Genomic DNA, 22,682 nt, shown 5'->3' on the forward strand with positions numbered 1-22,682 from the left:
AGTATAAGAGCCGCAGGCACAAAGGCCAGCTTTGCTACAATCGCGCATCACGAAAAGTCGAGGTGCACATGAGCGAGCCGATTCGTCTGACACAGTACAGCCACGGCGCTGGCTGTGGCTGCAAGATTTCTCCCAAGGTCCTGGATGTGATCCTCGCCGAGAGCGGCACCCAGGCCCTCGACCCGAAACTCTGGGTCGGCAACGCCTCGCGCGACGACGCCGCGGTCTATGCCCTGGATGACGAGCGTGGGGTGGTCTCGACCACTGACTTCTTCATGCCCATCGTCGACGACCCGTACGACTTCGGCCGCATCGCCGCCACCAACGCCATCAGCGACATCTACGCCATGGGCGGCGACCCGCTGATGGCCATCGCCATCCTCGGCTGGCCGATCAACGTGCTGCCACCGGAGGTCGCCCGCGAGGTGATCCGCGGCGGCCGCGCCGTGTGCGCCGAAGCGGGCATCCCGCTGGCCGGCGGCCACTCCATCGACGCCCCCGAGCCGATCTTCGGCCTGGCCGTGACCGGCGTGGTGAGCAAGCGCCACCTCAAGCGCAACGACACCGCCAGCGTCGGCTGCCGCCTGTACCTGACCAAGCCGCTGGGCATCGGCATCCTCACCACCGCCGAGAAGAAGGCCAAGCTGCGCGAACAGGACCAAGGCCTGGCCCGCGACTGGATGTGCACCCTCAATACCCCGGGCAGCCGCTTCGGCAAGCTCGACGGCGTGCAGGCGATGACCGACGTCACCGGTTTCGGCTTGCTCGGCCACCTGGTCGAAGTCGCCGAAGGCAGCGGCCTCACCGCCCGCCTGCAATTCGCTGCCGTGCCACGCCTGCCCAGCGTCGAACACTACCTGGCCGAGGGCTGCATCCCCGGCGGCACCCTGCGTAACTTCGACAGCTACGGGCACAAGATCGGCGCGCTGAGCGACGAGCAGAAGCACCTGCTGTGCGACCCACAGACCAGCGGCGGCCTGCTGGTGGCGGTCACCCCGCAAGGCGAGGCTGAGTTCCTCGCCGTGGCGCGGGAGCTCGGGCTCGAACTGGCGCCGATCGGCGAGCTGGTCGAGCGACAGAGCCACGCAGTCGAGGTGATCTGATGCGCCCCGACTGCACCGAGCTGAAACAGCTGTTCCTCGACGACGTGCCGATGATGGACATGCGCGCGCCGATCGAATTCACCAAGGGCGCCTTCCCCGGCGCGGTCAACCTGCCGCTGATGAACGACCAGGAGCGACAGAAGGTCGGCACCTGCTACAAGCAGCAGGGCCAGGCCGCCGCCATCGCCCTGGGCCACCAGTTGGTCAACGGCGCGCTCAAGCAGCAGCGCCTGGAGGCCTGGGCCGCGTTCACCCAGGCCCATCCCGACGGCTACCTCTACTGCTTCCGTGGCGGCCTGCGCTCGCAGATCGTCCAGGGCTGGCTCAAGGACGCCGGCATCCAGTATCCGAAGGTGGTGGGCGGCTACAAGGCCATGCGCACCCTGCTGATGGATACCACGCTGCAGGCGCTGCAGCAGTGCGAGTTCGTCCTGGTGGGCGGACTGACCGGCACCGGCAAGACCGATGTGCTGCACCAGCTGGACAACGTGCTCGACCTCGAAGGCCACGCCAATCACCGCGGCTCCAGCTTCGGCAAGCGCGCCACGGCGCAGCCGGCGCAGATCGATTTCGAGAATGCGCTGGCCATCGACATCCTCAAGAAACGCGAGCGTGGCATCGGCCAGTTCGTGCTCGAGGACGAAGGCCGCGTGGTCGGCAGCTGCGCGGTGCCGCTGGAGCTGTACCAGGGCATGCAGCGCTATCCGCTGGTGTGGCTGGAAGACAGCTTCGCGCATCGCGTGGAACGTATCCTGCGCGACTACGTGATCAACCTCTGCGCCGAGTACATCGCCGTGCACGGTGAAGAAACCGGCGGCCCGCTGTTCGCCGAGCGCATGCGCCAGAGCATGGCCAACATCTACAAGCGCCTGGGCGGCGAACGCTTCCAGCGGCTGTCGGCGTTGCTCGACCAGGCGCTGGAGGAGCAGTTGCGCAGTGGAGACGTGAGCCTGCACCGAGGGTGGATCGAAGGGCTGCTCAAGGAGTACTACGACCCGATGTACGCCTACCAGCGTGAGGCCAAGGCACAGCGGATCGAGTTCGCCGGAGACGGCGTGGAGGTGCGCGAGTACCTGAAGGCCCGGGCACGACGCGCGCACCGCAGCGCCTGAAGCTCGGGCAAGACCGCTCCAATGGAACTGCAAATGACTGATTGATTTAGCAGGGACCTGTGGGAGCGGCTTTAGCCGCGAACACCGGCGAAGCCGGTGCCAGGCACCGCGTTGCTTGCTTCGCGGCTAAAGCCGCTCCCACAGGGTACGCGCTGGCTGGGTAATCATAGTTCCCTGCGCAACAGGGCAAGCAAACCCACAATTACTGCCCCGGGCTGAGCACCCGCTGCAGCTCCGCCGCCCGGTCCTTGCTCATGTCCATCTCGCACATCGCGCCTTCGATGCGGTAGATGCTGCCGTTGCTCAACTTGCCGTGGAAGGCGCAGTTGCCGTCGCGGTACTTCATCCAGGTGCGCTGGACTTCGCGCAGGTCTTTCTGATGCTGGCTGTCGAGCTTGGCCATCAGTTGCTTGTAGACGCGGTTCAGCCGGTCATCCTGCAGCTGGGTCTCGGCCTGGATGCAGGCGCCCATGGCCAGGGTGCTGGAGGCCTTGTCCATGCACTGGGTGTAGGTGGGCGAATAGTCCTCGGCCTGGGCGCCGGCGGCGATCAGCAGGGCGGCGGCGCCGACCAGGCAATGCTTGAACATGGGCTTTCCTTTTCGCAGATGAATGCGGCACAGCCTAGCACCCTGCCGCGCCTTCGTTCACGCACAGCGCCTGGATCCGCGCCCGCAGCCAGCGGTGTCCGGCATCGCCGTCGCGCCGCGAGTGCCAGGCCTGGGCGAAGGCGAACGGCGAGATCGCCAGGGGCGGCGCGAACTGGCGCAGCGCCGGGTCCAGCCGGGCACCGGCAAGGCTGCGGCGGGCCACGGTGAGCACCAGGTCGGTCCCGGCAATGACACTTTGGGCCACGCCCCAATGCGGCAAGGTCAGGGCGATGCGTCGGCGTGCGCCCAAGCTGGCCAGGGCCTGGTCGATCTCGTTGTCGATGCCGGGGCGTACCGCCACCAGCACATGGGGCCGCGCCAGCCACGGTTCGAGCGCAAGGCCGCCGCGGGGCGGCAGGCTGGCCCGGTCGGCCAGGCAGACGAAGGATTCCTCGAACAGCACCTGCTGGGCCATTTCCGTCGGCAGCTCCGGGAACACGCCCAGTGCCAGGTCCGCCTCGCCGTCGATCAACTGGCCGAGCATCGCCTCGCGGCTGCCCTGGGACACCACCAGGTCAATGCCCGGTGCTTCGCGCCGCAGCAGGCGCATCAGCGCTGGCAGCACCACACGGGCGCCGTAGTCGGACATGGCCAGGCGAAAGGTGCGCCGTGCCCGCGCCGGCTCGAAGCCCGGCGTGCCGAGCAGTCCGTCGAGTTGCTGCAAGGCCTCCTGCAACGGCGCCTGCAGGGCTTCGGCGCGGGCCGTCAGTTGCAGGCGGCCATCGCGTCGCACCAGCAGCGGGTCGGCGAAGAGCTCGCGCAACTGCGCCAGGGCATGGCTGACCGCCGGCTGGCTGCGATGCAGGCGCAAGGCCGCCCGGGAAACATGTTGCTCACTGAGCAGGGCATGCAGGGTCAGCAACAGGTTGAGGTCGATGCGACGCAGATCATCCATGGTACGAATACAACCTGTGCGAAGTTCGAATTTCCATCATTGAAATGCATGATCGAGACTAAGGCCAGTGTTCTGATCAGGAGTAGACACCATGCCCGCCAGCCTCTTCGCCGCCCTCCCCTTGCTCATCGCCCTGCTCGCCGGGGCCGCCGTGCCGTTCCAGGCCGGCAGCAACGCCGCGCTCGGGCGCCTGCTCGGCCATCCGCTGTGGGCCGCCGGGGTGTCGTTGCTGGTCAGCCTGCTGATGCTGGTGCCGGCCCTGCTGCTGATGCGCGCGCCGCTGCCGCAGGTGCAGCAACTGGCCCATGCGCCCTGGTGGGCCTGGTTCGGCGGGGTCGCCGGAGTGCTCTACATCACCGCCGCGCTGGTGCTGACGCCGCGCCTGGGGGCAGCCGGGTTCATCGTCTGCGTGGTGGCCGGGCAGGTGCTGTCGTCGCTGCTGATCGACCAGTTTGGCTTGATGGGGTTGCCGGAGCGGCCGGTGAACCTGTTGCGGCTGGCGGGAGTGGGAATGATCGTGCTCGGGATGATCGTGGTGCAGTGGGGCACGGCGCGTTGAGCGCCTGACATAGCAGCCCTATCGCGGGATAAGCCCGCTCCCACGCAGTCATTGCGCTGCCCTGTAGGGGCAATTGCCATCACAAGGTGCGTGGCTGCTCCGGCGGCACGATCACCTTGTGCGGCTCGAAGCGCAGCGAGGGCATCTGCGTACCGGCATACAGCGCCACGCTCAGGGCTGCGATCAGCGCCACATCGAGCCAGCCCCAGCCCGGCACATCCTCCGCCGAGCGCGCCTTCCAACACCACCACAGCTGGCCCAGGCAGAACACCAGGATCGCCAGCAGCCACAGGTAGAAGCCCGCGCCAAAGCCGGTCACATCCTGGAAGGCGTAGCTCTGGTTGTCCGGCAAGCGGGTGATGGCGAAGCTGCTGGCCGCCAGGTACAGCGCCACCAGGCCGCATACCAGCGCCAGGCGGCGGAACCGTCGATGGGCGAGGATAGCCAGCGCCAGCAGCGGGTTGGCGAACCACTGGTACAGACCGAAGGCGATGCCCCAGGGGCCGTAGAGCAGCATCTGCAACGCCGGCACATGCCGACCCGCCCCCGTCAGGGCGCCATCGAAGGCCAGGCTCAGCAGGTACAGGGCCAGGCTGGTGGTCAGGTAGAAAGCGGGCAAGTCAGGCACCTGGAGAAAACGGGACAAGCTGCGACCTTAACCCAGCCCTGGCGTCTTTCCAAACCCGACGGGCCGCGCTGCATCAGCGTGTCGCAGCCTGCTCCGGCAACTCGTCGGCGCCGCTCGGCTGGACGCGCAGGCTCGGCATCTGCGTCCCGGCGTAGATAGTCGCCACCAGCACCGTGATCAACACACCATCGAACCAGCGCCAGCCCGGCACATCCGCCGCCGAACGCACCTTGCGGCACCACCAGGCCTGCCCGACGCAGAACAGCAGGATCGCCAGTGTCCATAGATAGTAACCGGCGCCAAAGCCCGTCAGAGGCAGGAAGTTATAGCTGCGGTTGTCCGGCACCCGTTCGATGCCAAGGCAACTGAGCGCCAGCCCCAGCGCGATCACCCCGGCTGCAAGCGCCAACCGGCGAAAGCGTCGATGGGCGAGCAGCGCCAGCCCCAGCAGCGGGTTGGCAAACCACTGGTATTGTCCGAAGGCAATGCCCCAAGGGCCCATGAGCAGTATCTGTAAAGCAGGCATATGCCCATCGACGCCCATCAGGATGCCGTCGAAACACAGGCACAGCAGGAACAGCAGCAAGGTGAACGTCACATATAAAACAGGCAAAACACGGGCTCCATCCATCAATAAAAAACTCGTCCATGACCCCCTCGGGCATCAGGCCACAGGCGGTTCCAGCAGCAGCCCGTACAGCCCCGAGTCAGACAGCTCACCCGCCACGCACCAGCGGGCGCGCAGCGTGCCCTCGAGGACGAACCCCTGGCGTTCCAGGGTACGCGCCGAGCCCTGGTTGCGCGGGTCGATTTCCGCCTCCAGGCGACGCAGGTGCAGGGTATGGGCGAGGTAGTCGATGAAACAGGTCAGCGCCTCGTCCATGTAGCCTCGGCCCTGGGCCGACTTGGCCAGGCAGTAGCCGATCTCGCCACGGCGCGAGCCCTCCTCGAGGTTGAACAGCTGGACCATGCCGATCAGCTCGCCGTTGTCGCGACGGTACATGCCCAGCTTGAGCAACTGGCCGGCGGCGTAGGCTTCGCGGTCTGCGGCCAGGGCGCTTTCGGCCTCGGCCAGGGTCTGCCAGGGGGCGTGGTACCAGTAACGCATCACTTCCGGGTCGGCCATGATGGTCAGCCACTGCTGCGCGTCGCCATGGCGCATGGGGCGCAGCTGCAGGCGTGGGCTTTCAAGGCACAGGTCGCTGGGGAAACTGCGGGGGTCGGGCACGCCGGGACTCCTGTCCGGTGGTGGGGAGATGACAGTCTAACGACAGTGGCCCGGTATGGCATCCCTGGGGCCGCTTTGCGGCCCGTTCGCGGCACAAGGCCGCTCCTACAAGAAAATGCGATCCCCTATAGGAGCGGCCTTGCCGAGGCGTCGGACCGGCCGGAAAGGGCTGCGCAGCAGCCCCCATTCACCGCGCTCGATTCAGCCCCAATTCCATGTCATCGATCAGCCCCTTGGCCAGCCCACTGAGAATCCGTGCGGCACTGGCGGCCATTAGGTCCCCTTCCATCTCCGCCTCGGTGGTGAAATGCGCCACACAGCCGAGCAACACCGACAGGTCGCTGAAGGCGTGATCGAACGGGATGCCGGGCTGGATGCAGAAGATCTCGAGGCAGGTGGTCTTGCCCTGGGTCGGGCCGGGTTTGCTGTCGTCACTCATACCGGCGCCCCCTTGGCCCGGGCGTGGCGGACCAGCGAGATGACCAGTTGGCCGAGGATCTCGACGCTGTCCATCATCACGTCGAGACGCACGTCACGCTGGCAGACGGTGTAGGCGTGGACGGTGTCGCTGAGGATGTGCATCAGCTTGTTGGCGTGGGCCATGGCTTCCTCGGGGTCGAGGTCGCTGATGATGGTGACGAAGGGGATTGGGTAGGGTGGGTCGGGTACTAGCTTTTTCATGGTTACTCCTCGAAATTGAATTTCAGGAACAACCACCTCGATCCTTCTCACAGATTAGGGTGGCAGTCGTACGCATGGTGAGAAGCCCGTGTGTAACCATGAATCCACGGTCAGGCCAAAGCCTGCACGCGCACGACCGCCATTGACGGAATCGACATGGTTCACACAACGGGCTTCTCACACCCGGTCGCCAAATGTGACGACCCAGTGACGGTACCCCTGATGTATTTCCCGGCCAATTCAGAGCCTTCCGGCAGACGCGTAGGATAGGTCCGAAGCGCTGGCTGACTGAAGGATTTGGTTTCAAGTTCGGAAAAATCTTACGCAGCAGAAACGCATCGCGGGGCAAGCCCGCTCCCACGAGACTTGACGTTCTCGTGGGAGCGGGCTTGCCCCGCGATGGGCCACACGACGGCCCCTGCAAGCTACCTCAGAACCCCATGCTGAAGCTCACCACCACCCCATGGTCACGGTTCTCGCTCGACAGCTGCCCAGAGTACCCGACCCCCAGCTTGCCGCTAGCGCCCACCGACAGATCCACCCCGGCCTCGACCACCGCCGCATCCTTGGCAATCGGCACACCCTCGGTGCTGAACCCGGCGCCACCGTTGATGAAACGCAGATCGGCATCAGGCTTGTCATCACCGAACGCATGCCGCCAGCCCACCGACAACCGCGGCGTGATGCTGCTGCCGTTGTCGAGCAGGATGCGCTTGCCGGCCCGCACGCCCAGGGTGGAGAAGGTCACATCCTGGTCGACCTTGCCCTCCAGCCGCCCTGCCCCGCCCTTCTCGTGGGCGGTGTCGCTGTCGTAGTTGACATAGGCCAGCCCGGCGAACGGCTCCAGGGCGATGCCGCCGGCATCGATGGCGTAGCCCACCTCGCCGAACACCTGGGCGCTGCGCGCCTTGTACTTGGCCTTGAGGCGGTCGTCGTAGCTGCCGACGGTGACATCGCGCTTGGTGTCGATGTCGTGCCAGCTGTAGGCCACGCCCATACGGGCGGCGAAGGCGTCCAGCTGGTAGCCGAGGTAGGTGGTCAGGTGGTAACTGTCCACCGTGGCGTCGGAGCGACGACGGTGCGCGTCGATGCTCGAGCGGGTGTAGCCGGCGGCGGCGCCGACTTTCCACTGGTCATCCAGGCCACGGTCGACGCCAAGCATGAAGCCCGACAGGTCGCGGTCGACGCTGGCATGGCTGCTGCTGCCGTCGTAGGTACCCCAGCCGCCGATGGCGCGGATCCAGCCCACGGCCTGGCCCTGGCAACCTTCGCTGGTCAGCTGCTGGTTGGCGGTTGGCGCCAGGGTGCGACGCGGATCGTCCTGGTTGCTGCAGTCGGCCTGGCGCAAGCGGTCGTTGACCGCGTCGCGTACGTAACGCGAATCCTCGATCAGCACGGTCGCGGTGCTGGCGTGGATCTCGCCGGACAGGCTGTCGAACGCCGCCTGGGCGCCCTGACGGTCCAGCGGCAGCAGGTTGTTGACCAGCTCGGCCGGCGCGCCGGCGCTGCTCAGGGCCGTGGCCACGCCACGCTGGTTGCCGGTGGCGGCGACATCGGCGAAGGAATTGCCGTTGCGGCTGACCGACAGGGTCACCTGGTTGGCGCCATAGTCCAGCGAGCTGTTGAGGAACGCCGAGTTGGCCAGGTTGGTGGTGGCGAAGGTGCCGGTGACGCCGCCCGCGGCGCTGACCACGGTGTACTGGCCGTTGCCGCTGGCGAGGTTGGCCACCATCAGGCTACCGCCGAGGTTGGCAGTGCCGCCCACGTTCAGGTAGTTCACCGGCGAAGTGGCAAGATCGATCACCAGGGTACCGGTGGCGCCATTGGTGAAGTTGCCCGACACGTTCAGGTTGCCGGCCGGCCCCGGCAGCACGGTACCGTTGTTGGTTAGCCCGGCGACGGTGCCGTTGCCGGTCAGCGCGGCGCCGTTGGCCACCGTGACCTGGGCGCCGAGGTTGCTGCCCGGGTGGGCGGCATCGCCCACCTGGAGCACGCCCTGGTTGACGTTGAAGGCGCCGCTGAACGGCTGGTTGCCAGTCAGCAGCAAGGTGCCGCCGCCCTGCTTGGTGGTGGTGCCGGTACCGCTGAGGGTGCCGTTGAAGGTGCCATTGCTGCCCTGGGCAAACACCAGGTTGGCGTTGTTGAGGATGTTGCCCTGCAGGCTGGTGGTGTTGCCGACCAGGGTACCGCCGCTGACGGTGGTGCCACCGCTGTAGGTATTGGCGCCCGCGAGGATCAGGGTGCCGGCATCGAGTTTCTCGATACCGCCCGTCCCCACCAGCGGCGCGCTGACGGTGGCCGTGGCGCCGGCGTTGACGCGCACCGCCGCCAGGCTGCCGTCGGTACCATTGAGCGGGGTCAGGCTGCCGCCGGCACCCGGGACGACCTGGTAACCATTGCTGAGGAACTGCAAGCCATCGAACGACTGGTTGCCGACCACGGTCACGGTGCCCGGCGTACCGCCGAAGACCGCGTAGCCACCGCTCCAGCCTTCGCTGGTGGTGCCGCCAGCATTGGTCCAGCCAGTGTTCGAGCCCCAGGTGCCGCTGCCGCCGCCGATGCTGCCATCGGGGTTGGTCTTGCCGCCATTCCAGAACTGCAGCTCCTCGCCGTAGTTCTGCACCACCAGGTTGATCTGATTGGCGATGGCGGTCTGCAGGCTGAGGTCGCCCAGGACCACGCTGCCTGGAATGGCACCGAACACCAGGCCATTGTCGGTGAGCGTGCCGCCGTAGCTGAACAGTTGGTAGACACCGGTGCCGAAGCCGCCGCCATCGGTGATGTTCAGCGTGCCGTCGAGCACCAGGTTGCCGTTGACCCTGACCACGGTGGTGGAGGCGGCCGGGGCACCGAGACTGAAGTCCAGGGCGCTGCCCGACGCCAGGTCGAGGCTGCCGACGGTCAGCGGTGTGGCGCTTTGGCCAGCGGCCAGGGTAGCGCCGTTGGCGATCTGCACGGCACCGCCGTAGGTGCCGCTGCCACCCAGGCGGGCGCCGGTGGCGACCTGCACGCTGGCGCTGTCGAGGCGACCGTTGACCAGCAAGGTGCCGCCATTGACGCTGGTGGCGCCGGTGAAGGTGCTGGCCCCGGTCAGCAGCAGCTCGCCAGTGCCACTCTTGGTCAGGGTGCCGTTGCCGCTGAGGTTGCCGGTGTAGCTGCCGTTGGCGTTCTGCGCGAAGGTCAGGGCCCCGTTGTTGAAGATCGCGCCTTGCAGGCTGGTGCTGTTGCCCACCACACCGCCGGCGTTGATCTGGGTGCCGCCGCTGTAGGTGTTGGCCCCGTTGAGGGTCAGCAGGCCGGCGCCGTTCTTGATCAGCCCGCCCGTGCCACTGACCTCGCCGTTGAGGGTCAGGTCATTGCTGCCGGCAATGGCCATGGCGCCGTTGAGCACGGTGGTGTTGGCCAGGGTGACGGCGGTGTTGCTGTCCAGCGTGGTGCCGCCTGCGGCGGTCAGGGTGCCGCTGCCCAGCGCGCTGTCGTTGCCCAGCACCAGGGTGCCGCCGTTGAGGGCGGTGCCACCGCTGTAGCCGTTGGCCGCGTTGAGGACCAGGGTGCCGCCGTCTTGCTTGGCGACGCTGCCGGTGCCGTTGAGGGCGACGTTCAGGGTGGCGGTGGCGCCGTTGTCGACCCGCAGGTTGGTGGTGCCGTTGCCCAGCAGTTCAGCGGTGGTACCGGCGTTGAGCACATAGCCATCGGTGACGAACTGCAACCCGGTGATACTGTGGCTGCCGTTGACGGTGACGGTACCGGGGGCGCCCTGGAACACCGCGAAGGTGTCGTTCCAGGTGCTGTTCAACACGCCGTTGACGTCGGTCCAGTTGGTGTTGGTGGCGTCCCAGGTACCGCTGCCGCCGTCGATCTGGCCGTTGGCGACACTCTGGCTGCCGTCCCAGAACAGTACGTTGCTGGCACCGCCGACCACCAGGTTGACCTGGTTGGCCACGGCAGTCTGCACGGTCAGGTCGGTGATCGGTACCGGCGTGGTGCCGAAGCTCATGCCGTTGTTGACCAGGCTGCCACCGTAGGCGAACAGCCGGTATACCCCGGCACCGAAGCCGCCGATGTCGGTGACATTGAGGGTACCGCCAAGGGTCAGGTTGTTGGCCACGTTGACCAGCGGGCTGCCGCCACCCGACGGCGCGCCCAGCGAGGCGTTGAAGTTGGCGCCGCTGTCGAGCACCAGGTTGCCGGCGTTCAGCGTGCTGCCGCTGGTGGCCGCAAGATTGCCGCCGTTGGCCACCGTCACCGAGCCGCCAAGGCTGCCGGCGCCGCTGAGGCTGGCACCGCTGGCCACGTTGACCGCGCCGCTGGCCAGGGAGCCGTCCACCTGCAGCCCCCCGGCCTGCACGTTGGTGGTGCCGGTGTGGCTGTTGGCGCTGTTCAGCGCCAGGGTGCCGCTGCCGAGCTTGTTCAGGGTACCGGTGCCGCTGATGTTGCCGTCGAACACGCCGCCTTCGACCGCCAGGCTGTTGCCGGCGGCGATCTGGATCGCGCCGGTGCCGCCGATGTCGCCAAGGCTGGTGTTGCCGTCGAGATTGAGGCTGGCGCCGTTGCTCACATTCAGCTGGCTCTGGGTACCGAGGGCGGTGGTGCCGATGGTGCTCAGGCTACCGGAGAGGATGTTGAGGATGCCGCTGAAGGTGTTGTTGCCCGACAGGGTCAGGTCGGCCAGGCCGCTCTTGTTCAGCTCGCCCGCGCCGCTGAGCACACCGGCCAGGTGCAGGTCGTTGCTGCCCAGTACGTTAAGCACGCCACTGACATTGACCGCATTGGCCAGGGTGACGGCGCTGGCGCTGTCGAGGTTGGCATTGCCGGTGACCTCCAGGCCGCCGGTGCCCAGCGCCGCGTTGTTGCCGACCACCAGCGTGCCGGCCTGCAACTCGGTGCCGCCGCTGTAGGTGTTCGCCCCCATCAGCGCGAAGCGCGCCAAGCCGGCCTTGAGCAGGCGGCCGGTGCCGCCGACGGTGCCGCCCAAGGTCAGGTCGTTGCTGCCCAGCACGGTGAGGTCGCCCGTGGTGGTGACGTTGTTGGCCAGGGTGACCGCCTGGCTGCTGTCCAGGCTGGTGCCGGGCGCCGTGGTCAGGTTACCGGTGCCGAGCGCGGTGCTGGAGCCCAGCACCAGGGTGCCGCCGTTGAGCGCGGTGTTGCCGGCAAAGGTGTTGTTGCCAGCCAGTGCCAGCCGTGCGCTGCCCGCCTTGACCAGGCCTCCGGCGCCGCCGATGTTGCCGTTCAGGGCCAGGTCGTTGCTACCGGCGATGTTCAACGGGCCGGCCAGCGTGATGGCATTGCCCAATGCAACCGAGGCGTTGCTATCGAGGGTGGTACCCGCCGCAGTGTCGAGTGCACCACTGCCCAGGGCCGCGTTGTTGCCGACAATCAAGGTACCGCCGCTGAGCAGGGTACCACCGCTGTAGGTGTTGCTACCGTTGAGCACCAAGGTGCCGCTGTCGAGCTTGTTGAGTTTACCGACGCCGGCCAGGCCGACATCGAGGGTCGCCGTGGCGCCCGGGTCGACCCGCACGCTGGTGTCGCCGCCGCTGCCGTTGATCAGGTCGAGCGCGCCGCCGGTGCCCGCCAGCAGGCGATAGCCATCGGTGACGAACTGCAGGCCATTGACGGTCTGGCTGCCGTCGACGGTGACGTCGCCCGCGGTGCCCTGGAACACCGCGAAGGTGCTGCCCCAGGTGGTATTGAGCACGCCGTTGAGGTCGGTCCAGTTGGTGTTGCCGGCGTTCCACACGCCGGTGCCGCCGTCGACCTGGCCGTTGGGCACGTTCTGGCTGCCGTCCCAGAACTGGATGTTCAGGCCGGCGGCGCTGACCAGCAGGTTGACCTGGTTGGCCAGGACGGTCTGCAGGGTCACGTCGCCCAGGCCCACGCCCAGCGGCAGGCTGCCGAAGTCCAGGCCGTTGTCGGTCAGGGAGCCGGTGTAGTCGAAGATGCGGTACACACCGTTGCCGAAGCCGCCGATGCTGCTGACATTGAGCGTGCCATCGAGAGTCAGGTTGCCGCCGACGTTGAACAGCGCGGTACCGCCGGTGGACGGTGACGCCAGGCCGACATCGACGATCGAGCCGCTGTTGAGCACCAGGCTGCCGAGGCCCAGGGTGGCGCCGCTCTGCCCGGCCAGGTGGCCGCCGTTGCTGATCACCACCGTAGCGTTCGCGGTGCCGCTACCCGCCAGGGTGGCACCACTGGCGACCGTCAGCAGGTTGCTGCCCAGGGTGCCGTCGATTTTCAAGGTGCCGGCATTGACCTGGGTGTTGTCGGCCAGGTTGCTGGTGCCGGTCAGGGTCAGGGTGCCGCTGCCGACCTTGGTCAGGCCGCCCAGGCCGTTGAGGCCACCAGCGAAGGTGCTGCTTAGGTTGTTGCCGCCCAGGCTCAGGACGCTGCCGATGCCGACATCGACCTGGCCGCTGCCGGTCAGGCTGCCGAGGCTGGCGTTGCCGTTGAGGTTGAGCTGGCCGCTGGCGCCGACGTTGAGGGTGTCGACGTTGGCCAGCACACCGCTGCCGAGGGTGGTGAGGGAGCCGGCCTGGATGTCGACGTTGCCGGTGAAGGTCTTGACGCCGACCAGGGTGAGGTCGTCGACGCCGGTCTTGACCAGGTTGCCGCTGCCGCCGAGGTCGCCGCTGAGGATCAGCGCGTTGGCGGCTTCAACGGTCAGGTTGGCACCATTGCTCAAGGCGATGGTGTTGCCCAGGGCCATGGGCGCGCTGTTGGCCAGGGTGGCGTCGGCGGTGACCGACAGGGTGCCGGTGCCCAGCGCGCCGCTGCTGCCCAGGGTCAGGCGCCCGGCATTGAGCTGGGTGCCGCCCTGGTAGCCGTTGTTGCCGTTGAGGGTCAGGTTGCCGCTGCCGTTCTTGGTCAGGCCGGCAGTGCCGTTGATCACGCCGTTGAGGGTCAGGTCGTTGCCGCCATCGACGGTCAGGCCGGCGTTGAGGGTGACGTTGTTGGCCAGGGTGGTGCTGGCGCCGCCGCTCAGGGTCGAGGCCCCGGCGACGGTCAGCGCGCCCTGCCCCAGCGCGTTGTCGTTGCCGACCACCAGCCGGCCGGCATTCAGGGTGGTGCCGCCCAGGTAGTTGTTGGCGCCGTTGAGGGTCAGGGTGCTGGCGCCGGCCTTGTTCAGGCCGCCAACGCCATCCACCACGCCGTTGAGGGTCAGGTCGGCACTGCCCGGCACGTTGAGGGTACCGCCCAGGTGCACGTTGTTGGCCAGGGTGGCGCCCGCGCCGCCGGCATCGAGGCTGGTGTTGGCACCGGTGCTGAGGTCGCCGCTGCCCAGCGCGGTGTTGCTGCCGACCACCAGGGTGCCGGCGTTGAGGGTGGTGCCGCCGCTGTAGGTGTTGTTGCCGTTGAGGGTCAGGGTGGCGGCGCCGTTCTTGACCAGGCCGTTGCTGCCCGAGACCACGCCGTTGAGGGTCAGCGCCTGGCTGCCGCCAAGGGTCAGGTTGCCACCGGCGAGGTTGACGGCGTTCACCAGCGCCAGCGCCTGACTGGCATCGAGGCTGGCGGCGCCGTTGACGGTCAGCGCACCGCTGCCCAGGGCGCCGGCATTGCCCAGCAGCAGGCTGCCGGCCTGCAGCGAGGTACCGCCGGCGTAGGTGTTGCTGCCATTGAGTATCAGCTGCCCGGCACCCAGTTTGTTCAACGCCCCGGCACCGCTGATGACACCATCGAGGGTCAGGGCCTGGGTATTGTTGACGCCGAGGCTGGTACCGGCACCAAGGCCGATGGCATTGGCCACTTGCAGCACGCCGGCGGTGGCCAGGGTGCTGCTGCCGGTCACCGCCAGGTTGCCCGTGCCCAAAGCGGTGTTGTTGCCCAGGGTCAGGGTGCCGCCACCCAGGGTGGTGGTGCCCTGGTAGGTGTTGGCGGCGCCGAGGCTCAGGTTGCCGCTGCCGGTCTTGGTCAGGCCGCCGGTACCGCTGATCACACCATTGAGGGCCAGGTTGTTGTTGCCGGTCAGGCTCAGGGTGTTGTTGAGTGTCACCTGGTTGGCCAGGGTCAGGGCGCCGGTGGTGGCCAGGTTGCTGGCGCCGCCGACGGTCAGGGTGCCGGTGCCCAGTGCCTGGTTGTTGCCCAGGGTCAGCGTGCCGGCATTGAGGGTCACGCCTCCGGTCAGGGTGTTGGCGCCACTGAGGGTGAGGTTGCTGGCACCGTTCTTGGTCAGGCTGCCGGCCCCCGTGACCAGGCCGCCCAGGCCCAGGTCGTTGCTGCCGGTGATGGTGAGGTTGCCTCCCAGGTTGACCGTGTTGCCGATGTTGATCGCCGCGGAGCTGTCCAGCGTGGTGCCGGCCGCCGCGTTGAGCTGGCCGAGGCCAAGGGCGCTGGCGCTGCCGAGCACCAGGGTGCCGGCATTGAGGTTGGTGTTGCCCAGGTTGCCATTGGTACCGTTCAGGGTCAGGGTGCCGCTGCCGGTCTTGGTCAGGCCGCCGACGCCGTTGACGTTACCGCCCAGGGTCAGGCTCTGCGCCCCGGCAATCGTCAGGTTGCCGGCCAGGTTGAGCTGGTTGGCCAGGGTGACGTTGGCATTGCTGCTCAGGGTGGTGCCGCCGACTGCGTTCAAGGCGCCTGTGCCCAGCGCGGTGTTGCTGCCCACCACCAAGGTGCCGCCGTTCAGGCTGGTACTACCCTGCTGGCTGTTGCTGCCGTTGAGGGTGAGCGTGCTGGCGCCGGCCTTGATCAGGCCACCAGTGCCGCTGATCGCACCATTGAGCGTCAGGTCATTGCTGCCCGGCAGGGTGAGGTTGGCGTTCAGGGCGATGGTATTGCCCAGTGCCAGGTTGCCGCTGGTGTCCAGGCTGGAGGCGCCAGATACCGTCAAGCCGCCCGTGCCCAGCGCCTGGGCGTTGCCCAAGGTCAGGGTGCCAGCACCCAGGCTGGTGCCGCCGCTGTAGGTGTTGGCGTTGCCCAGGGTCAGGTTGGCGCCGCCGGCCTTGATCAGGCTGCCAAGGCCGGAGACCACGCCGGACAGCCCCAGGTCGGCGGAACCGGCGACGGTCAGGGCGCCGCTGAGATTGAAGGCGTTGCCAAGGGTCACCGCGGTGTTGCTGTCCAGGGTGGTGCCGTTGGCGGTACTGACGGAGCCGCTACCCAAAGCGGTGTTGTTGCCAACCACGACCGTGCCGCCGTTGAACAGGGTGCCGCCGGTGTAGCTGTTGGCGCCATTGAGCACCAGGGTGCCGCTGTCGAGCTTGGCCAGTTGGCCGCTGCCCGAGAGGCCGACGTTGAGGGTCGCGGTGACGCCGGGGTCGACACGCACGGCGAAGGCGCCGTTGCTGCCGTTGACCAGGTCCAGCCCACCGGCGCCGATCAGGCGATAGCCGTTGGTGACGAACTGCAGCCCGGTGGCGGCCTGGGTACCGACCACGGTGACATCCCCCGCGGTGCCCTGGAACACCGCGAAGTCACTGGCCCAGCTGCCGTTGAGCACGCCGTTGACATCGGTCCAGTTGGTGTTGCTGCCATTCCAGGTGCCGGTGCCGCCGTCGATCACGCCATTGGGCACGCTCTGGGCGCCGTCCCAGAACTGCACGGTGCCGGTGGCGCCGCCGACCAGCAGGTTGACCTGGCTGCCGATGGAGGTCTGCACCTGCAGGTCGCCGGGCAACATGGCGCCCGGCACGTTGCCCACCAGCAGGCCGTTGTCGACCAGCGCGCCGGTGTAGTCGAACAGCCGGTAGATACCGGTGCCGAAGCCGCCGACGTCGGTGACGTTGAGGGTACCGTCCAGGGTCAGGTTACCGTTGACGTTGACCAGCGCCGTGCCGCCGGTGGCGGGCGAGCCCAGGCCGAAGTCGAGGATCGAGCCACTGTGCAGGGTCAGCGCGCCAGTACCGAGGGTCGCGCCGCTGTTGGCCAGCAGGTGCGCGCCGTTGGCGATGTCGACCGTCCCCAGCAGGCTGCCGGTGCCGCCGAGGCTGGCGCCGCTGTTGATCTGCACGCTGGGGCTTGCCAGCGAGCCGGTGACATTGAGCAGGCCGGCATTGACCGTGGTGCTGCCGCCAAGCACGCTGACCCCGGACAGCTCGAAGCTGCCGGTGCCGGTCTTGACCAGCCCGCCGCTGCCGGCCAGGGCACCGCTGAATACACTGTTGAGGTTGTTGCCGCCCAGGGTCAGGTCGCCGCCGCCGGCGATGTTCACCGTACCGGCGCCGCTCAGGCCACCGATGGTGGCGCTGGCGCCGAGATTGAGGCTGGTACCGGCGCCGACGCTGACCGCCGAGGTATTGCCCAACGCCGTGGTACCGACTGTGGTGATGCTGCCGCCGAGCAGGTCAATGGCACCGCTGAAGGTGTTGTTACCGGTCAGCGTCAGGTCGGACACACCGTTCTTGAGCAAGCCACCGGTGCCCGCGAGCACGCCGCCCAGGGTCAGGTTGCTGCTGCCGCCGAGGGTCAGGTTGGCGCCGAGGTTGACGTCGTTGCCCAGGGTCATCGCCACGCTGTTGGCCAGGGTCGCGGCGCCCCCGACGTTCAGCGCGCCGGTCCCCAGCGCCGCGGCATTGGCCAGGGTCAGGGTGCCGGCGTTGAGGTTGAGGCCCCCGCTGAAGGTATTGGCGCCCGACAGGGTCAGGTTGGTGCTGCCGTTCTTGATCAGCGCGCCAGTGCCGCTGATCACGCCACCGAGGGTGGTGGTATTGCTGCCCGGCAAGGTCAGGGTGGCGCCGACTCCCAGGTTGATGGCGTTGGTCAGGTTGAGCGCGGCGCTGCCGTCGAGGCTGGCATTGCCGCCCACGCTCAGTGCGCCGCTGCCGATGGCGTTGTTGTTGCCCAGGGTCAGCAGCCCGGCATTGAGGGTGGTGCCGCCGCTGTAGGTGTTGTTGCCGTTGAGGGTCAGCCCGGCGCTGCCGTTCTTGACCAGCGCGCCGCTGCCGCTGATCAGGCCACCGAGGGTGGTGGCATTGCTGCCCAGCACGGTCAGGGTGTTGCCGCCCAGGCTGATGCCGTTGGTCACCGCCACTGCGGTGCTGGCGTCGAGGTTGGCGTTGCCGCCCAGGGTCAGGGCGCCGATCCCCAGCGCGGTGTTGCTGCCGAGGGTGAGCGTGCCGGCATTGAGCTGGGTGCCGTTGGTGTAGAGGTTGTTGCCACTCAGGGTCAGGTTGGCGTTGCCGTTCTTGACCAGCGAACCGATGCCGCTGACCACGCCGCTCAGGCCCAGGTCGGCGCTGCCGTCGATGGTCAGGGGGCCGGCGATGGTGACGTCGTTGGCCAGGCTGACCGCGGTGCTGGCATCCAGGTGGGTGCCGGCCAGGGTGTTGAGGGTGCCGGTGCCCAGCGCGGTGTTGCTGCCGACCACCAGGGTACCGGCGTTCAGACGGGTGATGCCGCTGTTGCTGTTGTTGCCGGTCAGGGTCAGGCTGGTGGCGCCGTTCTTGGTGATGCCGCCGGCGCCGGCGATGGTGCCGCTCAGGGTCAGGTCGTTGCTGCCGGGCAGGATGAAGTTGCCGGCCAGGTTCAAGGCATTGCCGATGTTCAGCCCAGCGACGCTGGTGTCCAGGGTGGTGTTGTTGGCGGCATTCAGCGCGCCAGTGCCCAGGGCGGTGTTGCTGCCCAGTACCAGGGTGCCGGCGTTGAGCGCGGTGGCGCCGCTGTGGGTGTTGTTGCCGCTCAAGGTCAGGGTGGCGCTGCCGCTCTTGACCAGGCCGCCGGTGCCACTGAGGTTGCCGGCCAGGGTGAGGTTGCTGGTGGTGGGCAGCGACAGGTCGGCGGCGAGGTTGATGGCGTTGTTCAGGGTCATGGCCGTGGAGTTGGCCAGGGTGGCGGCGCCGCCGACGTTCAACGCGCCGGTTCCCAGCGCGGCGGCGCTGGCCAGGGTCAAGGTCCCGGCATTGAGGTTGAGACCACCACTGAAGGTGTTGGCGCCTGACAGGGTCAGGTTGGTGCTGCCGTTCTTGATCAGCGCGCCAGTGCCACTGATCACGCCACCCAAGGTAGTGGCATTGCTGCCCGCCAGGGTCAGGGTATTGCCGGCGAGGTTGATGGCATTGCCCAGGTTGAGGGTGCCGCTGCTGTCGAGGCTGGCATTGCCACCCAGGGTCAAGGCGCCGCTGCCCAGGGCGTTGTTGTTGCCCAGGGTCAGCAACCCACCGTTGAGGGTGGTGCCGCCGCTGTAGGTGTTGTTGCCGTTGAGGGTCAGGGCGGCGCTGCCGCTCTTGACCAGCGCGCCGGTACCGCTGATCTGGCCGGTCAGGGTGGTGGCGTTGCTGCCCAGCACGGTCAGGGTGTTGGCGCCGAGGCTGATGGTGTTGGTGGCGGCCACCGCGGTGCTGGTGTCTAGGTTGGCGTTGCCACCCAGGGTCAGGCCACCGATGCCCAATGCCGTGTTGCTGCCCAGGATCAGCGTACCGGCGTTGAGCTGGGTGCCGTTGGTGAAGACGTTGTTGCCGCTCAGGGTCAGGCTGGCGTTGCCGTTCTTGACCAGCGAGCCGATGCCGCTGAGCACGCCGCTCAGGCCCAGGTTGGCGGTGCCGTCGATGGTCAGGGGGCCGGCGATGATGGCGTCGTTGGCCAGGCTCACGGCCGTGCTGGCGTCCAGGTGGGTGCCGGCGGCGGTGTTGAGGGTGCCGGTGCCCAGCGCGGTGTTGCTGCCGACCACCAGGGTACCGGCGTTGAGGAAGGTGGAGCCGCTGTTGGTGTTGGCACCGGTCAGGGTCAAGGTGGTGTTGCCGCCCTTGGTGATACCGCCGACGCCGGCGATGACGCCGCTCAGGGTCAGGTCGTTGCTGCCGGGCAGGTTCAGGTTGCCGGCCAGGTTGAGGGCGTTACCGATGTTCAGCCCGGCGACACTGGTGTCCAGGGTGGTGTTGGCCGCGGCACTGAGCGCGCCTGTGCCCAGCGCGGTGTTGCTGCCGAGCACCAGGGTGCCGGCGTTCAGCGCCGTGGCGCCGTTCTGGGTGTTGTTGCCGCTCAGGGTCAGGCTGGCGCTGCCGTTCTTGATCAGGCCGCCGGTGCCGCCGAGGTTGCCGGCCAGCGTGAGATTGTTGGCGCCGGCCAGGGTCAGGTTGGCGCCGAGGTTGACGCCATTGTTCAGGGTCATCGTCACGGCGTTGGCCAGGGTCGAGGGCCCGCCGACGGTCAAGTCTCCCGTGCCCAGGGCCGCGGCGCTGGCCAGGGTCAGGGTACCGGCATTGAGGGTCAACCCGCCGCTGAAGGTGTTGGCGCCACCCAGGGTCAGGTTGCTGCTGCCATTCTTGACCAGCGCCCCGGTGCCGCTGATCACGCCACCCAGGGTGGTGGCACTCGTGCCCGGCAGAGTGAGTGTGTTGCCACCCAGGTTGATGGCGTTGCCCAGGTTGACCGCCACGCCCGCATCGAGGCTGGCATTGCCGCCCAGGGACAGCGCGCCGGTGCCCAGGGCATTGTTGTTGCCCACGGTCAGCACGCCGCCATTGAGGGTGGTGCCGCCGCTGAAGGTGTTGCTGGCGTTGAGGGTCAGGCCGGCGCTGCCGTTCTTGACCAGCGCGCCGGTGCCGCTGATGACACCGCCCAGCGTCGTGGCACTGGTGCCCAGCAGGTTGAGGGTGTTGGCGCCGAGGTTGATCGCGTTGCCCAGGTTGACCGCCGTACCGGCGTCGAGGCTGACGTTGCCGCCCAGGGTCAGCGCACCGCTGCCCAGTGCGTTGCTGTGCCCGACGGTGAGCTTGCCGGTGTTGAGCGTCAGCCCGCCGCTGAAGGTGCTGTTGCCATTGAGGGTCAGGTCGCCGGCGCCATTCTTGACCAGCGCGCCGGTACCGCTGATGACACCGCCCAGGGTGGTGGCGCTGGTGCCCAGCAGGTCGAGGGTGTTGGCCCCCAGGTTGATCGCATTGCTCAGGCTGACGGCGCTGCTGGCGTCCAGGCTGGCATTGCCGCCCAGGGTCAGGCCGCTGGTGCCCAGCGCGGCGCTGTTGCCGACGGAGAGCTTGCCACCGCCCAGGGTGGTGGTGCCGCTGTAGGTGTTGACGCCGTTGAGGGTGAGGTCGGCGGTGCCGTTCTTGGTCAGGTTGCCGGTACCACTGATCACGCCGTTGAGAATGGCGGCATTGCTGCCCGGCAGCGTGAGGGTGTTGCCGCCCAGGTTGATGGCGTTGCCCAGGCTGAGCGCGGCGGTGTGGTTCAGGGTGCCGTTGCCGGTAAGGGTCAGCGCGCCGGTACCGAGGGCACTGTCGTTGCCGATGGTCAGCGTGCCGCTGGCCAGTGTGGTACCGCCACTGAAGGTGTTGACGCCGTTGAGCGTCACGGTGCCGCTGCCGCTTTTGACCAGCGAGCCGGTACCGCTGAGCACACCGCCCAGGGTCAGGGCGTTGCTGCCAGGCAGGGTCAGCGCCGCGTTCAGCGCCACGGCGGTGTTCAACACCAGCGGCACGCTGCCCTGCAGGCTGCTGGCGCCGCTGACGGTGAGCCCGCCGCTGCCCAGCGCCGCGGCGCTGGCCAGGTTGAGACCGCCGGCGGCCAGGTTGGTGCCGCCACTGTACGTGTTGGTGGCGCCGAGGGTAAGCAGCCCGGTACCGGTCTTGGTCAGGCCGCCGACACCCGAAACCACGCCATTGAGGGCCATGTCGGTGGCGCCGCCGACGCTCAGGCCGGCGTTGAGGGTGAAGTTGTTGGCCAGGCTCAGGCCACCGACGGTGCCCGCCAGCCCACCACCATTGACGGTGATGGCACCGCTGCCGAAGGCATTGGAGTTGTCGAAGTTGAGCTGGCCACCGTTGAGGGTGGTCTGGGTGGTGCCGTTGAGCACCTGGCCGATCAGGCTCCAGGTGCCGGCGTCGACAATCAGGCGGCTGAAGTTGATGTAGTTGGTGGCGTTGATTGTACCGCTGCCACTGGTGCCACTGCCGCCGCCAATGGCGTTTTGCAGTGCCAGGGTGTTGGTGCCACCGGCGCCACCGTCGATCTTGCCGGCCGCGGCAAAGGTAAGGTTGGGGTTGCTGGTGACCAGCAAGGCCACGCTGACGCCAAGCCCTGCCCCGACGCTGGAGCCGGTGATGGCGTTGAAGCGGTTGGTGCTGTTGGCACCCATCGACAGGCTGCCGGTCAGGGTCCCGGCGTTGGTGAAGGTGTTGCCCGCCGCGGAAGCCTCGAACGCGGCACGACCAAGGATGGTGCCGGTGTTGGTGAAGTTCACCGTGCTGCCGCCGGTCACGGCGATGACCGGGGTATCCTCGCTTATCAGGCTCAGGCTCGCCAGCGCCGAGGAGCCGATGCTGCCGGCGTTGCTGATGGTGGTGGTGCCGGCGGCGCCGTTGCGCGCGTCCAGCGCCATGCCGGTGAGGTTCAGCAGGTTGGCGCCGAGCAAGGCGCCGGTGCCCTTGATCACACCCGTGGCGTTGTTGTTGATGGTGAGGTTGCTGCCGGTGCCGGTGTTGCCGATCAGCACGGCGGAGGACTGGATGCTCAGCAGCCCGAGCAACGTCGGGTCGATGGTGCCGGAGTTGTTCAGGGTGTTGTTGTTGCCGGCCAGCGACAGCGAGGTGCCGCCCACGCCCAGCAAGGTGCCCAGGGTCGCGCCCGGGTTGACGTTGACGGTGAGACCGCTGCCGCCATTGGTATAGCTTGGCGCCAGCGGGTTGGCCGCGCCGTTGCAGGTGATCGTGGACCCGGCCGCGCTACAGGCGGCCAGGGCCTGCTCGCTGGACAGACCAAATGCCATCGCACCGACAGCCAGGCTGACAGCCAGCGACAGTTGCGAGAAACGGGCGGGTGAACGGGGGGCGGCACGTCTGTCCACGGAGAGCTCCTTCGTGGATCAGGCACTTCAGTCCTTGGATGCGTGTACAGCGGGGCAGGAAAGAGCGGTGGAACACGCGACGGCCGAAACGCCTGATCTATTGGCTACGAAT

The 22,682-nt window shown here is 67.7% G+C and carries 11 protein-coding genes; 3 read left to right on the forward strand and 8 right to left on the reverse strand.

What is annotated here, in order from left to right; all coding sequences use genetic code 11:
• Positions 1–68: 68 nt before the first annotated feature.
• Entirely contained in the window at positions 69–1,103 is a 1,035-nt protein-coding gene (gene selD / locus DMX06_RS10595) for a selenide, water dikinase SelD (protein WP_110736778.1), read from the forward strand.
• Positions 1,103–2,215 carry a tRNA 2-selenouridine(34) synthase MnmH gene (gene mnmH, locus DMX06_RS10600; protein ID WP_110736780.1) on the forward strand — a complete coding sequence of 371 codons (1,113 nt, stop codon included), beginning with the start codon at positions 1,103–1,105 and terminating at the stop codon, positions 2,213–2,215. The genes selD and mnmH overlap by 1 nt, the downstream gene beginning before the upstream one ends.
• A gap of 202 nt (positions 2,216–2,417) precedes the next feature.
• Here mnmH and DMX06_RS10610 read toward each other — a convergent pair whose 3' ends face one another.
• The gene (locus DMX06_RS10610) at positions 2,418–2,804 is read right to left on the reverse strand and encodes a lysozyme inhibitor LprI family protein (RefSeq protein ID WP_110736784.1); all 387 of its coding nucleotides are present in this window, start codon (positions 2,802–2,804) and stop codon (positions 2,418–2,420) included.
• A 34-nt stretch (positions 2,805–2,838) separates the two neighbouring features.
• Positions 2,839–3,759, reverse strand: a complete 921-nt coding sequence (locus DMX06_RS10615; protein WP_110736786.1) for a LysR family transcriptional regulator — start codon at positions 3,757–3,759, stop codon at positions 2,839–2,841.
• A gap of 91 nt (positions 3,760–3,850) precedes the next feature.
• Between DMX06_RS10615 and DMX06_RS10620 the strand changes: the two genes are divergently transcribed.
• Positions 3,851–4,318: a DMT family transporter gene (locus DMX06_RS10620; RefSeq protein WP_110736788.1), complete on the forward strand. Its 468-nt coding sequence runs from the start codon at positions 3,851–3,853 to the stop codon at positions 4,316–4,318.
• Positions 4,319–4,397: 79 nt separating this feature from the next.
• On the opposite strand, the gene DMX06_RS10625 is transcribed toward DMX06_RS10620, so the two are convergent.
• From DMX06_RS10625 to DMX06_RS10650, 6 genes are all read right to left on the reverse strand, one after another.
• A complete protein-coding gene (locus tag DMX06_RS10625) occupies positions 4,398–4,937 on the reverse strand; it encodes a hypothetical protein (RefSeq protein ID WP_110736790.1) in 540 nt (179 codons plus the stop codon).
• An 82-nt stretch (positions 4,938–5,019) separates the two neighbouring features.
• Positions 5,020–5,577: a hypothetical protein gene (locus DMX06_RS10630; protein WP_375538092.1), complete on the reverse strand. Its 558-nt coding sequence runs from the start codon at positions 5,575–5,577 to the stop codon at positions 5,020–5,022.
• Between the two features lie 33 nt (positions 5,578–5,610).
• Entirely contained in the window at positions 5,611–6,174 is a 564-nt protein-coding gene (locus DMX06_RS10635) for a GNAT family N-acetyltransferase (protein WP_110604401.1), read from the reverse strand.
• 187 nt (positions 6,175–6,361) lie between these two features.
• Positions 6,362–6,613 carry a DUF3077 domain-containing protein gene (locus DMX06_RS10640; protein WP_110736794.1) on the reverse strand — a complete coding sequence of 84 codons (252 nt, stop codon included), beginning with the start codon at positions 6,611–6,613 and terminating at the stop codon, positions 6,362–6,364.
• Positions 6,610–6,855, reverse strand: coding sequence for a hypothetical protein (locus tag DMX06_RS10645; protein ID WP_110736796.1), 246 nt, complete (start codon positions 6,853–6,855; stop codon positions 6,610–6,612). The genes DMX06_RS10640 and DMX06_RS10645 overlap by 4 nt, the downstream gene beginning before the upstream one ends.
• 430 nt (positions 6,856–7,285) lie before the next feature.
• Complete coding sequence (locus tag DMX06_RS10650; protein WP_258378828.1) at positions 7,286–22,570, reverse strand: autotransporter-associated beta strand repeat-containing protein; 15,285 nt, start codon at positions 22,568–22,570, stop codon at positions 7,286–7,288.
• Between the last annotated feature and the right edge of the window lie 112 nt (positions 22,571–22,682).

Origin of the sequence: Pseudomonas mosselii (assembly GCF_003205295.1) — a bacterium.
In the GTDB taxonomy this organism is placed as follows: domain Bacteria; phylum Pseudomonadota; class Gammaproteobacteria; order Pseudomonadales; family Pseudomonadaceae; genus Aquipseudomonas; species Aquipseudomonas mosselii_B.